This window comes from Pseudomonas sp. NBRC 111131, from assembly GCF_001320525.1.
GTDB lineage: Bacteria > Pseudomonadota > Gammaproteobacteria > Pseudomonadales > Pseudomonadaceae > Aquipseudomonas > Aquipseudomonas ceruminis.
Map to the genome: position 1 here is coordinate 17,956 of NZ_BCBH01000015.1, position 14,800 is coordinate 32,755.

The 14,800-nt window shown below is 63.1% G+C and carries 10 protein-coding genes; 6 read left to right on the forward strand and 4 right to left on the reverse strand.

Going from position 1 to position 14,800, the window contains the following annotated elements; translation table 11 throughout:
- Positions 1-41: 41 nt before the first annotated feature.
- The 4 genes from APH34_RS15125 to trxC all read left to right on the forward strand — a co-directional run bounded on the left by APH34_RS15125 (position 42) and on the right by trxC (position 7,173).
- Positions 42-1,784, forward strand: a complete 1,743-nt coding sequence (locus tag APH34_RS15125; RefSeq protein WP_054901845.1) for a potassium/proton antiporter — start codon at positions 42-44, stop codon at positions 1,782-1,784.
- 35 nt (positions 1,785-1,819) lie between these two features.
- Complete coding sequence (gene mscK / locus APH34_RS15130; RefSeq protein WP_054901846.1) at positions 1,820-5,128, forward strand: mechanosensitive channel MscK; 3,309 nt, start codon at positions 1,820-1,822, stop codon at positions 5,126-5,128.
- A gap of 117 nt (positions 5,129-5,245) precedes the next feature.
- Positions 5,246-6,706 carry a protein adenylyltransferase SelO gene (selO, locus tag APH34_RS15135; RefSeq protein WP_054901847.1) on the forward strand — a complete coding sequence of 487 codons (1,461 nt, stop codon included), beginning with the start codon at positions 5,246-5,248 and terminating at the stop codon, positions 6,704-6,706.
- 32 nt (positions 6,707-6,738) lie between these two features.
- Positions 6,739-7,173: a thioredoxin TrxC gene (gene trxC / locus APH34_RS15140; RefSeq protein WP_054901848.1), complete on the forward strand. Its 435-nt coding sequence runs from the start codon at positions 6,739-6,741 to the stop codon at positions 7,171-7,173.
- A gap of 53 nt (positions 7,174-7,226) precedes the next feature.
- On the opposite strand, the gene APH34_RS15145 is transcribed toward trxC, so the two are convergent.
- Positions 7,227-8,000, reverse strand: a complete 774-nt coding sequence (locus tag APH34_RS15145; protein ID WP_054901849.1) for a ParA family protein — start codon at positions 7,998-8,000, stop codon at positions 7,227-7,229.
- A 132-nt stretch (positions 8,001-8,132) separates the two neighbouring features.
- Here APH34_RS15145 and hutH point away from each other — a divergent pair, with 132 nt between their 5' ends.
- Positions 8,133-9,680: a histidine ammonia-lyase gene (gene hutH / locus APH34_RS15150; protein WP_054901850.1), complete on the forward strand. Its 1,548-nt coding sequence runs from the start codon at positions 8,133-8,135 to the stop codon at positions 9,678-9,680.
- On the opposite strand, the gene APH34_RS15155 is transcribed toward hutH, so the two are convergent.
- On the reverse strand, positions 9,666-10,571 hold the full coding sequence (locus APH34_RS15155; protein ID WP_054901851.1) for a LysR family transcriptional regulator: 906 nt from the start codon (positions 10,569-10,571) through the stop codon (positions 9,666-9,668). The two genes, hutH and APH34_RS15155, sit on opposite strands and share 15 nt — an antisense overlap.
- A gap of 108 nt (positions 10,572-10,679) precedes the next feature.
- Between APH34_RS15155 and APH34_RS15160 the strand changes: the two genes are divergently transcribed.
- Complete coding sequence (locus tag APH34_RS15160; RefSeq protein WP_054901852.1) at positions 10,680-11,924, forward strand: MFS transporter; 1,245 nt, start codon at positions 10,680-10,682, stop codon at positions 11,922-11,924.
- 164 nt (positions 11,925-12,088) lie between these two features.
- Here APH34_RS15160 and hemE read toward each other — a convergent pair whose 3' ends face one another.
- Positions 12,089-13,153 carry a uroporphyrinogen decarboxylase gene (hemE, locus tag APH34_RS15165; RefSeq protein ID WP_054901853.1) on the reverse strand — a complete coding sequence of 355 codons (1,065 nt, stop codon included), beginning with the start codon at positions 13,151-13,153 and terminating at the stop codon, positions 12,089-12,091.
- Positions 13,154-13,346: 193 nt separating this feature from the next.
- Positions 13,347-14,765 carry an FAD-dependent oxidoreductase gene (locus APH34_RS15170; protein ID WP_054901854.1) on the reverse strand — a complete coding sequence of 473 codons (1,419 nt, stop codon included), beginning with the start codon at positions 14,763-14,765 and terminating at the stop codon, positions 13,347-13,349.
- Between the last annotated feature and the right edge of the window lie 35 nt (positions 14,766-14,800).

The window sequence follows — 14,800 nt, forward strand, 5'->3', positions numbered from 1 at the left end:
ACCCAGTTCATTTTCCCCCCGCCGTCCCGGAGTACCTGCCTTTGGATGCAAGCACCATCAACAGCCTGTTCCTGATCGGCGCATTGCTGGTGGGTGCAAGTATCCTGGTCAGTTCGCTGTCATCGCGCCTGGGTATTCCGATCCTGGTCATCATCCTCGCCGTCGGCATGGTCGCCGGCGTAGACGGTGGCGGCATCATCTTCAACAACTACCCGACGGCCTACCTGGTGGGCAACCTGGCACTGGCGGTAATCCTGCTCGACGGTGGCCTGCGTACCCGCGTGGCCAGTTTCCGCGTGGCCTTGTGGCCGGCCTTGTCGCTGGCCACCGTCGGCGTGATGATCACCACTGCGCTCACTGGCCTGGTGGCAGCCTGGCTGTTCGACCTGAGCCTGATCCAGGGCCTGCTGATCGGTGCCATCGTCGGCTCTACCGACGCGGCAGCAGTGTTCTCGCTGCTCGGCGGCAAAGGCCTGAACGAACGGGTAACCGCCACGCTGGAAATCGAATCGGGCAGCAATGACCCGATGGCGGTGTTCCTCACCGTAACCCTGATCGACATGATCGCCAGCGGCCAGACCGGCCTGCACTGGAGCCTGCTCACCCACCTGCTGCGCGAGTTCGGCATCGGCGGCCTGCTCGGTCTGGGCGGTGGGTGGCTGATGTTGCAACTGGTCAACCGCATTAACCTGGCCGGGGGCCTGTACCCGATTCTGGTGGTCGCCGGCGGGCTTGTGGTGTTTTCGCTGACCAACGCCCTGCACGGCAGCGGCTTCCTTGCCGTGTACCTGTGCGGCCTGGTGCTGGGCAACAAGCCGATCCGCAGCCGCCATGGCATCCTGCACATGCTCGATGGCATGGCCTGGCTGGCGCAGATCGGCATGTTCCTGGTGCTGGGTCTGCTGGTCACACCCCATGACCTGTTGCCCATTGCCCTGCCGGCACTGGGCCTGGCGCTGTGGATGATCCTGGTCGCCCGCCCACTGTCGGTCGTGGCCGCGCTGTTGCCGTTCAAAGCCTTCCATGGCCGCGAGAAAGGCTTCATCTCGTGGGTCGGCCTGCGCGGTGCGGTGCCGATCATTCTGGCCGTGTTCCCGCTGATGGCCGGCCTGCCGGACGCCCAGCTGTTCTTCAACCTGGCCTTCTTCATCGTGTTGGTGTCGCTGCTGGTGCAAGGCACCAGCTTGCCGTGGATGGCCAAGCTGCTGAAAGTGACGGTACCGCCGGACCCGGCCCCCATCTCGCGTTCGGCACTCGAGGTGCACATCACCAGCGAGTGGGAGCTGTTCGTGTACCGCCTGGGTGCGGAAAAGTGGTGCATCGGCGCAGCCCTGCGCGAACTGAAGATGCCTGAAGGCACCCGTATCGCCGCGCTGTTCCGTGGCGAGCAACTGCTACACCCGTCGGGCAGTACCGTGCTGGAGGTCGGCGACATGCTCTGCGTGATCGGCCATGAACATGACCTGCCGGCGTTGGGCAAGTTGTTCAGCCAAGCGCCCCAGCGCGGCCTGGACCTGCGTTTCTTCGGCGACTTCGTGCTCGAAGGCGATGCCGAACTGGGTGCTGTGGCCGCGCTGTATGGCCTGAAACTCGACGGCCTGGACGCGAAAATGCCGCTGGCGCAGTTCATCCGACAGAAGGTCGGAGGCGCTCCAGTAGTAGGTGACCAGGTCGAATGGCACAGCACGATCTGGACCGTGGCGACCATGGACGGGAACAAGATCCAGAAAGTGGGCGTCAGATTCCCCGAAGGAACGCGACCCGGACCAGGATTGTTCCTCTAAACTCCGATTTCGCCTGATCCACAAGTAGTCTGCCTATGTCTCTGCGCGTGTACCTTCGCACAGCCCTGCTCGGGCTGTGCCTGTCCCTTTCGTTCGCGGCTGTAGCGGCCGAAACCCCTACCACTGCCAGTATTCAGCACAGCCTCGACAAGATCGCCGAGCGCAAACTTCCGGAAGCCGATCAGAAGGCCCTGCAGCAGGTACTGGAGCAGACCCTGGGCCTGCTGGCCAACAAAGAGGACAGTGAGAAAAAGCTCGCTGCGCTCAAGCAACAGCTGGCCAGCGCACCAAAAGAGACCAGCGACAGCCAGAAAGAACTGGCCAAGCTCAAGGAAAGCAAACCGCAGCCGGTCGCCCAACGCTATGCCACGCTCACAGTGCCGCAGCTCGAGCAGATGCTCAGCGAGCGCAACACCCAACAGGGGGAGCTGCAGAAGGCGCTGTCTGAAGCCAACAGCCTGATCATCAACTCCCAGACACGCCCCGAGCGTGCCCAGGCCGAAATCAGCAACAATCAGACCCGTACCCAACAGATCAACAACAGCCTCAAAAGCGGCAAGGACGGCGGCAAGACGCTCAACGCCGACCAGCGTAACCAGCTCGCCGCCGAACTTGCCTCGCTGAATGCAGTGACCTTGCTGCGCCGCCAGGAACTGGCCGGCAATGGCCTGCTGCAGGACCTTGGCAACGCGCGGCATGACTTGCTGATCGAACGCGCCGCCCGCCTGGAGCAGGAAATCCAGGACCTGCAGACGCTGATCAACGAAAAGCGCCTGGCCCAGTCTCAGGAGACGGTCACCCAGCAGTCGATCGAAGCGCAGAAGGCAGGCGGCAGCAGCCTGCTGGCCAGCGAAAGCGCCGCCAACCTGAAGCTGTCCGACTACCTGCTCAAAAGCACCGACCGCCTCAACGAACTGACCCAACAGAACCTGCGCACCAAGCAGCAGCTCGACAGCCTGACCCAGGCCGACCAGGCCCTGGACGAACAGATCAGCGTGCTCAAGGGCAGCCTGCTGCTGTCGAAGATCCTCTACAAGCAGAAGCAGGCCTTGCCGCACCTGAAGGTGGACCGCGACCTGGCCGACCAGATCGCCGACATTCGCCTGTACCAGTTCGAGATCAACCAGCAGCGCGAGCAGATGAGCAGCCCCGCAGCCTATGTCGACAAGCTGCTGGCCAACCAGCCACAGGAAGATGCGACACCGGCGCTGCGCAAGGCACTGCTGGAAGTTGCCATCACCCGCAGCGACCTGCTCGAACGCCTGAACCGTGAACTGTCAGCCCTGCTCAACGAATCGATCACCCTGCAGCTCAACCAGAAGCAGCTGCTCGGCACCGCCCAGGGCCTGCGCACCACGCTGGACGAGCAGATGTTCTGGATCCCCAGCAACAAGCCGCTGGACTGGGACTGGCTGAGTTATGTACCGGAGCGTTTCGCCAAACAGGTCGCTGACCTGCCCTGGGGATCCGGCCTCAAGGAACTGGCCGATGGCCTGAGCCAGCGCCCACTGCTGTTCCTGCCGCTGCTGTTGGTCATCGGTGCCCTGCTCTGGCGCCGCAAGTACCTTTACCAGCGGCTGAGCAAGGTGCACCAGGACATCGGCCACTTCCGCCGAGACAGCCAGTGGCACACCCCCCAGGCGATCCTGATCAACATCCTGCTGGCGATGCCCGTCAGCCTCGGCCTGGCCCTGTGCAGCTATGCCCTGCAGATCGACGCCCGCGGGCAGAACGCCAACCTGGGCGCAGCGCTGTGGCAACTGGCTCAGGCCTGGCTGGTGTTCTATACCGCGTACCGCATCCTTGCCCCCGGCGGGGTGGCGGAAATCCACTTCCGCTGGCACAAGCCCCAGGTCGAGTTCCTGCGGGGCTGGGTGCGCAGGCTGGGCACCGTGGTACTGGCCCTGGTCGGCGTGGTGGCGGTCGCCGAGCATCAGCCATCGGCGCTGGCCGACGATGTGCTGGGCATCGGCGTGGTGCTGACCTGCTACGCCTTGATGGCGTGGCTGCTCAGCCGCCTGCTGCTGAGCAGCCCGGCGCACCGCGACACCTCACTGTTCCGCAAGGCTGTGGGGGTGGCCTTCACCGCGCTGCCGATCGCCCTGTTCGTGGCGGTGTGCTTCGGCTATTACTACACCGCACTCAAGCTCACCGACCGCCTGATCTACACCCTTTACCTGCTGATGTTCTGGCTGGTGATCGAAGCGGCATTCGTGCGCGGGCTGTCGGTAGCCGCACGGCGCCTGGCCTACCAACGCGCCCTGAGCAAGCGTGCGGCAGCCAAGGAAGGGCTGGATGGCGAGGTCATCACCGAAGAGCCGACGCTGGACATCGAACAGGTCAACCAACAGTCACTGCGCCTAATCCGCCTGGCCTTGCTGGGTGGGTTCATGGCCGGCCTGTACTGGGTGTGGTCGGACCTGATCTCGGTATTCGCCTACCTCAACAACTTCACCCTGTACGAATACACCAGCGGCACCGGCACCGCTGCCAGCATGGTGCCCATCAGCCTCGGCGACCTGCTTGGCGCGCTGGTGATCGTCGGCATCACCTTCGCCCTGGCCGGCAACTTGCCGGGCTTGCTCGAGGTGCTGGTGCTGTCGCGCCTGAACCTGGCCCAGGGCAGCGCCTACGCCACCACCACGCTGCTCTCGTACACCATCGTCGGGGTCGGCATTGTCAGCACCCTGTCTACCCTGGGGGTGAGCTGGGACAAACTGCAGTGGCTGGTGGCCGCGCTGTCAGTCGGCCTGGGCTTCGGCATGCAGGAAATCTTCGCCAACTTCATCTCCGGCATCATGATCCTGTTCGAGCGCCCGGTACGGATCGGCGACACCATCACCATCGGCAACCTGTCCGGCACGGTTAGCAAGATCCGCATCCGCGCCACTACCATCACCGATTTCGACCGCAAGGACATCATCGTCCCCAACAAGACCTTCATCACCGGCCAACTGATCAACTGGTCGCTGACCGACACGGTAACCCGGGTGACATTGAAACTGGGCATCGACTACGGCTCCGACCTGGACCTGGTACGCGAGCTGCTGCTCAAGGGCGCCCACGAAAACCCACGGGTACTCAAGGACCCGGAGCCAATCGTGTACTTCCTGAACTTCGGCGAGAGCTCGCTGGACCACGAGTTGCGCATGCATGTGCGCGATCTTGGCGACCGCAACCCGACGCTGGACGAGATCAACCGCTTCATCAACCGCGAGTTCAAGGCGCACAACATCAAGATCTCGGTACGCCAGGTCGAGGTGTTCCTGATGGACCCCAAGGGCGGCAAGCAGCAGTTGATTCCCCTGGAACAGCCCAAACCCGATGGCACTCAACCGGTGTAAGTAGACTCCATAGGGCATGAAAGCCCAGAATGCCTGCGGGGGCTGCGCCCTCGATCGCCGGCAAGCCGGCGGTGGGGCCGCAAGGTGGCCCCTTGGTACCCACCCCAGGAGCAGCCCGTGAAAGCCCTCGACCAACTCACTTTCGACAACCGCTTCGCCCGCCTGGGCGATGCATTCTCCACCCAGGTGCTGCCCGACCCCATCGCAGACCCACGCCTGGTGGTCGCAAGCGAATCGGCCATGGCCCTGCTCGACCTTGACCCCGCCCAAGTCGACTCTCCGCTCTTTGCCGAGCTGTTCAGCGGGCAAAAGCTCTGGGAAGCAGCAGATCCACGGGCAATGGTGTATTCCGGCCACCAGTTCGGCTCGTATAACCCGCGCCTGGGCGATGGCCGCGGCCTGTTGCTGGCTGAAGTGCTCAACGACCACGGCGAGCATTGGGACCTGCATCTCAAAGGGGCCGGCCAGACGCCGTATTCGCGCATGGGCGATGGCCGCGCTGTACTGCGCTCGTCGATTCGCGAATTTCTCGCGTCCGAAGCGTTGCACGCCTTGGGTATCCCCACCAGCCGGGCGCTATGCGTGATCGGGTCCAGCACCTCGGTCTGGCGCGAAAACCGCGAGAGCGCCGCCATGCTCACGCGCCTGGCACAAAGCCACGTGCGCTTCGGCCATTTCGAGTACTTCTACTACACCCGCCAGCCCGAGCAGCAACGCGTGCTGATCGATCATGTGCTGCAACAGCATTACCCTGAATGCCGCGACGCCGAGCAACCGTACCTGGCCCTGTTCCGTACCCTCGTCGAGCGCAACGCCGAGCTGATCGCACGATGGCAGGCCTATGGCTTTTGCCATGGGGTGATGAACACTGACAACATGTCGATCCTCGGCATCACCTTCGACTTCGGCCCCTACGCCTTCCTGGATGACTTCGACGCCAACTTCATCTGCAACCATTCCGATGATCGCGGCCGCTACAGCTACGCCAATCAGGTGCCTATCGCCCACTGGAACCTCAGTGCACTGGCCCAGGCCATGACCACGGTCGTCGAAGTCGAACCGCTCAAGGAAGCGCTGGGGCTGTTCCTGCCGCTGTACCAGGCGCATTACCTGGACCTGATGCGCCGCCGCTTGGGCCTGACCACCGCCGAGGACGACGACATGGCGCTGGTCGAGCGCCTGCTGCAGCGCATGCAGAACGGCGGCGTGGACTACAACCTGTTCTTCCGCAAACTGGGCGAGCTGCCGGTGGACGAGGCGCTCAAGGTGGTGCGCGATGATTTCATCGACCTGTCAGGCTTCGATGCCTGGGGTGCCGATTACCTGGCCCGCTGCGCGCGCGAAACCGGTAACGCAGAGGGCCGCCGGGAACGGATGCATGCGGTGAACCCGCTCTACGTGCTGCGCAACTACCTGGCGCAAAAAGCCATCGAAGCAGCCGAGGCCGGCGACTACAGTGAAGTACGGCAGCTGCATCAGGTGCTGAGCAAGCCGTTCGAGGAACAGGCCGGCATGCAGGGCTACGCCGAGCGACCACCAGAATGGGGCAAGCATCTGGAAATCAGCTGTTCCTCATGACGAGGCCTGGACGAACAACACAAGGAAATGACATGACCGAGCCACTGTTGATCCCCTGCCCCCACTGCAACGGCCTCAACCGCCTGCCCGCCGCGCGCCTGGGCGATGCACCGAAATGCGGGCGCTGCAAACAGGATGTACTGCTGAACCACCCATTCGAGCTCAGCGAAGGCAACTACGCCAGCCAGATCAAAGGCGACCTGCCGCTGCTGATCGACGTCTGGGCCGACTGGTGCGGCCCGTGCAAATCCTTCGCCCCCACCTTCGAGCAGGCCGCCCGCCAGCTCAACGGCCGCTGCCGCCTGGCCAAGCTCGACAGCGAAGCCAACCGCAACCTGGCCGGGCAACTGGGTATCCGCTCGATCCCCAGCCTGATCCTGTTCAGGAACGGCCGCGAAATCAGCCGCCAGGCAGGCGCATTTCCACTGCAGTCATTGCTCGAGTGGCTGCGTAGCCAAGGGGTCTAGGCTTCATGCCCAAGACCGCCACCTACCGGTATGCCAGCGCCCAATCGCTCGACTCAGTCAGCGCGCTCCAGCAGATCGTGCAGCTCGACAAACTGCTGGGTCAGCTTGTGCCGGGGCTCCAGGTGAATCAGCGGCAGGCTGGCGTGGTGCGATTCGCGCATCTTCACCGAGCTGCCCAGGTACACCGGTAGCACCGGCAACCCCTCGGCGAGCAGTTCGTCAAGCATCTGCTGGGGCAGTGTGGCGCGGGATTGAAACTGGTTGACCACAATGCCTTCGACCACCAGGTCTTCATTGTGGTCGTCCTTGAGCTCTTCGATTTCTGCCAGCAGGCCATACAGGGCCTGGCGCGAGAAACTGTCACAATCGAAGGGAATCAGTACTCGATCGGCCGCGATCAGCGCGGAAACCGCATAGAAGTTCAGCGCGGGTGGGGTATCGATGTAGATTCGCTCGTAATCCTCGTCCAGCTCGTCGAGCAACTTTCGCAGCTTATTGATCTTGTGCTTGGCCTCAAGCTTGGGCTGCAGGTCGGCCAGCTCCGCGGTGGCGGTGACCACATGCAGGTTGTCGAACGGCGTTTCGTAGATATCCACCTTGTTCTTCTTGCTGAACGGCCCACTGGACAGGCTCTGCTTGAAGAAGTCGGCGATACCCATGGGTATGTCGTCACCGGTCAGGCCCGTCAGGTACTGAGTCGAGTTGGCCTGGGCATCCAGGTCGATCAGCAGGGTCCGGTAGCCTTCGCTGGCACTCACCGCCGCCAGGTTGCAAGCGATGCTCGACTTGCCCACGCCACCTTTCTGATTGAACACCACGCGCCGCATGAGAGACCTCCGTGTATCAACGAATGCCCGAGTATGTGGCGGCGCGGCAGCAATGGCCAGCAGCAATTGCCGGACACCGATGGCAACGGTACCCTGCCCGCGAGATCAATCGCCACACACGACGGAAGACCGATGACGATGCACCCGCATGAGCCTGTAACCTTCGGCGAGCTGCCGCTGGTGATCGAAGACGTCCTGGCCCTGGCCGAACGCCGTGCCACGGTAACCCTGCAGGACGATGGGGCGTATCGCGAGCGTATCGAACGCGGCGCCCGCTTCCTGGATACGCTGCTGGACAAGGAAGGCGTGATCTATGGCGTCACCACCGGCTACGGCGATTCCTGTGTGGTCGCCGTGCCCCTGGAGCACGTAGAAGCCCTGCCACGCCACCTTTACACCTTCCACGGTTGCGGCCTGGGGCGCCTGCTCGATGCGTCCACCACCCGCGCCGTACTGGCTGCGCGGTTACGCTCGCTGAGCCATGGCGTATCGGGTGTGCGCCTGGTGCTGCTGGAGCGCCTGCGCGACTTCCTGGCCCACGACGTCCTGCCGCTGATCCCCGAAGAAGGCTCGGTGGGCGCCAGTGGCGACCTGACGCCCTTGTCCTACGTCGCCGCGACCCTGGCCGGTGAACGTGAAGTGATGTACCAAGGGCAACGCCGTAACAGTGCCGAGGTGCACCGTGAGCTCGGCTGGCAGCCCTTGGTGCTGCGCCCCAAGGAAGCCCTTGCACTGATGAACGGCACCGCGGTAATGACCGGCCTGGCCTGCCTGGCGTTTGCCCGCGCCGACTACCTGCTCAAGCTGGCCACCCGCATCACCGCGCTCAACGTGATCGGCCTGCAGGGCAACCCGGAGCACTTCGACGAACGGCTGTTCGCCGCCAAGCCGCACCCAGGCCAGGCCCAGGTCGCCGCCTGGCTACGCCAGGACCTGGCCGTCGACGCCCCGCTGCCACCGCTGCACCGCTTGCAGGACCGCTATTCCCTGCGGTGTGCACCGCACGTGCTGGGCGTGCTGGCTGACAGCCTGGGCTGGCTGCGCGGCTTCATCGAGACGGAACTCAACAGCGCCAACGACAACCCGATCATCGACGGTGATGCCGAACGAGTGCTGCATGGCGGGCATTTCTATGGAGGCCATATCGCCTTTGCCATGGACAGCCTGAAGACGCTGGTGGCCAACGTCGCCGACCTGCTCGACCGCCAACTCGCCCTGCTGGTGGACGTGCGCTACAACCATGGCCTGCCGAGCAACCTGTCCGGAGCCCAGGCCGAGCGGGCCATGCTCAACCATGGTTTCAAGGCCGTGCAGATCGGCGCCAGCGCCTGGACCGCCGAGGCCCTCAAGCAGACCATGCCGGCCAGCGTGTTTTCGCGCTCCACGGAATGCCACAACCAGGACAAAGTGAGCATGGGCACCATCGCGGCCCGTGATGCCCTGCGCGTGCTGGAGCTGAGCGAGCAAGTCGCCGCCGCAGCATTGCTGGCTGCCAACCAGGGCGTTTGGCTACGTGGCCGCGAGACAGGCAGCCGACCGTTGCCACCGCCCCTGGCACAGATGCACGCAGCCCTGCTGGCGGATTTCCCTCCCGTCATCGAGGACCGTGCCCTGGAAAGCGACTTGCGCCTGTGCCTGCGGCGTATCGCTGAGCGCCACTGGTCGCTACACCTCACCTGAGCCCAGCGGTCGCCCCGTCAACAGCTCGGCGAACGCCTTTGCCATCGCCGAGCCACCCTGTGTTCGCTGCACCAGCCACACCGCCGATGTTGCATCCTCATCGAGCAGCGTGCGATACACCACGCCCTCGATACGCATGCGTTGGAACGACGCCGGCAACACCGACACGCCCAGACCCGCCGACACCAACCCGATGATGGTCATCGCCTCCCCGGCCTCCTGAGCAAAATGCGGGCTGAAGCCCGCCTGCCGCGCCAGGCTGAGCAACTGCGCGTACAACCCGCTGCCATAACTGCGTGGAAAGAACACGAACGGCTCTTGCGCCAGTGCCGTCATGTACACACCCTGCTCGGCCCCCTCGGCCAGCGGATGGGACGCATTGATTACGGCTACCAGCGGCTCGCGAAACAGTTCGGTGGCTACCAGCCCGTCCGGCAGCGGCATGGGCCTCATCAGCCCCACCTCGATGGACTCGTCGAAGACGCCCTCGGCAATGTCACGGCTGCTCATTTCCTTGAGGTTCAGGTGTACCGCGGGGAACCGCTGGCGAAATGCATGAATGGCCTTGGGGATCTTCGACGTGAACGGGGCGGACGAGGTGAAGCCGATTTTCATCTCGCCCAGCTCACCCAGTTGCGCACGGCGCGCGACATCGGCCGCTTTTTCCACTTGCGCCATGACCTGCCGGGCCTCGTCGAGGAACAACCGCCCGGCCTCGCTCAGTTCGACCCGACGATTGGTCCGCTCGAATAGCCGCGCCCCCAACTCCTGCTCCAGGGCCTGGATCTGCTGGCTAAGTGGCGGCTGGGAGATCCCCAGATGCTGGGCGGCGCGGCCAAAGTGCAGCTCTTCGGCAACGGCGATGAAATAACGCAGATGGCGCAGTTCCATAGAGGGCTCCAAACGAGTCGCAAAAGCTCTTAAATAGGTCGAACAATATATTGGATCTAATCATTAGCCAGCTATATGCTTTTTTCATTGCGCCTGAGGTACCCACCCGTGAAAACTGCTGTAGCCCCCCTTTCCGCCGACCCCGAACCTGCCACGCTGAACGAGATCTGGATCGAAAAAGGCACGCCTGCCTTCATGAAAACCGTGCTGGCGCTGTTCAGCGGCGGCTTCGCCACCTTCGCCCTGCTGTATTGCGTACAACCGATGATGCCCCTGCTGTCGCAGGAGTTTTCGATCAACGCCGCGCAGAGCAGCCTGGTGCTGTCGGTCTCGACCGCCATGCTTGCATTCGGCCTGCTGATCACTGGGCCAATCTCCGACCGTATCGGGCGCAAGCCAGTCATGGTGTTCGCGTTGCTGTGCGCCGCGCTATCGACCATGGTCAGCGCCGTGATGCCGACCTGGGAAGGGGTGCTCGCCACACGCGCGCTGGTGGGCCTGTCACTCAGTGGCCTGGCGGCCGTGGCGATGACCTACCTGAGTGAAGAAATCCATCCCCAGCACATCGGCCTGGCCATGGGCCTGTACATCGGTGGCAATGCCATCGGCGGCATGAGCGGCCGGCTTATTACCGGCGTGCTGATCGACTTCGTCAGCTGGCACACGGCGATGCTGACCATCGGTGGCCTGGCGCTGCTCGCAGCACTGGTGTTCTGGAAGGTACTGCCCGAATCACGCAACTTCCGCCCGCAGACGCTTCACCCGCGCAGCCTGCTCAATGGCTTCGTCATGCACTTCAAGGACGCCGGCCTGCCCTGGCTGTTCCTCGAAGCCTTCTTGCTGATGGGCGCCTTCGTCACCCTGTTCAACTACATCGGTTACCGCCTGCTGGCCGAGCCTTACCACATGAACCAGGCGTTGGTCGGCTTGTTGTCGGTGGTTTACCTGTCGGGTATCTACAGCTCGGCGCAGGTCGGCGCCCTGGCCGACAAACTGGGCCGGCGCAAGGTGTTCTGGGCCAGTATCGTGGTGATGGCAGGCGGCTTGCTGACGACCTTGGCGACGCCTTTGGTACTGGTAATTTTCGGCATGCTGGTATTCACCTTTGGCTTCTTTGGCGCGCATTCGGTGGCCAGTAGCTGGATTGGCCGCCGGGCACTGACGGCCAAGGGGCAGGCTTCATCGCTGTACCTGTTCTGCTATTACGCAGGGTCGAGCGTGGCGGGGACGGCGGGTGGGGTGTTCTGGCACCAATGGGGCTGGAATGGCATCGGGCTGTTCATTGGCAGTTTGCTGACGGTGGCGTTGTTGGTGGCCTTGCGCTTGAGCAAGCTGGCGCCCAAGACCGCCTGACGCAGGGCTTCTGTGGGCGCGGGCTGGCCCCGCGAACCGCGGCCAAGCCGGGGCCAACCACCGCGTTGCCTGGTCCACGGGCCATGCCCGCTCTTACGCCACATGCCTGAATAACTTAATGCAAAAAAACCGGCACGCAGGCCGGTTCTTTTTCGTGCATCAGGTCACTGGTGATACTGCGCCGACAGTTCATGCACGGCATTGATGAACACACCGGCATGCTCAGGGTCGACTTCCGGCGTAATGCCGTGGCCCAGGTTGAACACATGGCCTGTGCCCTTGCCATAGCTGGCCAGGATGCGTGCCACTTCGTTACGGATGGCTTCGGGCTTGGCGTACAGCACGGTTGGGTCCATGTTGCCTTGCAAGGCCACCTTGTCGCCGACACGGCGGCGGGCTTCACCAATGTCACAGGTCCAGTCCAGGCCAAGGGCGTCGGCACCGGCTTCGGCGATACTTTCCAGCCACAGGCCGCCGTTCTTGGTGAACAGGATCACCGGCACCTTGCGGCCTTCGTGCTCGCGAATCAGGCCGCTGACAATCTTGCGCATGTAAGCCAGGGAGAATTCCTGGTAGGCCGCCGCCGACAGATTGCCGCCCCAGGTATCGAAGATCTGCACCGCCTGGGCGCCGGCCAGGATCTGGCCATTGAGGTAGCTGGTCACCGACTGGGCCAGCTTGTCCAGAAGCAGGTGCAACGCCTGTGGGTTGTCGTAGGCCATGGCCTTGGTCTTGCGGAAGTCCTTGGACGAACCGCCCTCGACCATATAGGTGGCCAAGGTCCAGGGGCTGCCAGAGAAACCAATCAGCGGTACGCGGCCGTTGAGCTCGCGACGAATGGTGCTGACCGCATCCATCACATAGCCAAGGTCTTTCTGCGGGTCTGGAATCGGCAGCGCTTCGATATCGGCCGGGGTGCTGATGATCTTCTTGAAGCGCGGGCCTTCACCCGTTTCGAAGTACAAGCCCAGGCCCATGGCGTCGGGGATGGTGAGAATGTCCGAGAACAGGATCGCTGCGTCCAGTGGATAGCGGTCCAGCGGCTGCAGGGTGACCTCGCAGGCGAACTGCGGGTTCATGCACAGGCTCATGAAGTCCCCGGCCTTGGCGCGGCTGGCGCGGTATTCCGGGAGGTAGCGGCCAGCCTGGCGCATCATCCAGACCGGGGTCACGTCTACGGGTTGCTTGAGCAGTGCACGCAGGAAACGATCGTTCTTCAGGGCAGTCATGTCGGCATCCGGCAAAAAAGTGCGGGCATTTTCTCAGACGCCAGCCCAAAAGGCACGGCCATGGCCATGCGTTTTGTCTATTGGATGCCATAGATCAAGCGTTTTTGTATACAAAACCTTCGCCAGGCAAGCCCGCCCGCATAGATTCGGCGTGGAACCTGTAAGGGCGAGCGTGCCCGGCGAATGCCATGGATCAGACCTCCAGGTAGTCCAGGATGCCTTCAGCAGCCGTACGGCCTTCAAAAATGGCCGTCACCACCAGGTCAGAACCGCGCACCATGTCGCCACCTGCGAAGATCTTCGGGTTGCTGGTCTGGTGCTTGAACTTGCCCTTCTCCGGTGCCACGACGCGGCCCTGGCTGTCCATCTGGATGCCATGCTGCTCAAACCACGGCGCTGGGCTTGGGCGGAAGCCGAAAGCGATTACCACGGCATCAGCCGGCAGGATCTCTTCAGACCCCGGAATCGGCTCGGGGCTGCGGCGGCCACGGGCATCTGGCTCACCCAGACGCGTCTCGACCACCTTCACACCTTCGACCTTGTCCTCACCGACAATGGCGATGGGCTGGCGGTTGTAGAGGAACTTCACGCCTTCTTCCTTGGCGTTCTTCACCTCTTTGCGCGAGCCGGGCATGTTGGCCTCGTCACGGCGATAGGCGCAGGTTACCGACTTGGCGCCCTGGCGGATCGAGGTGCGGTTGCAGTCCATCGCAGTGTCGCCACCGCCCAGCACCACAACCTTCTTGCCCTGCATGTCGACGAAGTCTTCCGGCGACTTCTCGAAGCCCAGGTTGCGGTTGACGTTGGCAATCAGGAAATCCAGTGCGTCATGCACACCCGGCAGGTCTTCGCCCGGAAAGCCGCCCTTCATGTAGGTGTAGGTGCCCATGCCCATGAACACGGCGTCGTACTCGGCGAGCAGTTGTTCCAGGGTGATGTCTTTACCCACTTCGGTGTTCAGGCGGAACTCGATACCCATGCCGGTGAAGACTTCGCGACGATTGCTCAGCACGGTCTTTTCCAGCTTGAACTCGGGGATGCCGAAGGTCAGCAGCCCACCGATTTCCGGGTTTCGGTCGAACACCACCGGGGTTACGCCGGCACGCACCAGCACATCGGCGCAACCCAGGCCAGCAGGGCCAGCACCGATGATGGCAACACGCTTGCCGGTCGGCTTGACCTTGGACATGTCCGGGCGCCAGCCCATGGCGAAGGCGGTATCGGTGATGTACTTCTCCACCGAGCCGATGGTTACCGCGCCAAAACCGTCATTCAGGGTGCAGGCCCCCTCGCACAGACGATCCTGCGGGCAGACACGGCCGCACACCTCCGGCAGGGTGTTGGTCTGGTGCGACAGCTCTGCCGCGGCCAGGATGTTGCCTTCGGACACCAGCTTCAACCAGTTGGGGATGAAGTTGTGCACCGGGCACTTCCACTCGCAATACGGGTTACCGCAGCCCAGGCAGCGGTGCGCCTGTTCTACGGACTGCTGCGGCTTGAACGGTTCGTAGATCTCCACGAACTCCTTCTTGCGCTGGCGCAGCAGCTTTTTCTTGGGGTCCTTGCGGCCCACTTCGATGAACTGGAAGTCGTTGCTCAGACGTTCAGCCATTTTTCAAAACCTCTTTACCGCAGTCGCAAGCTACA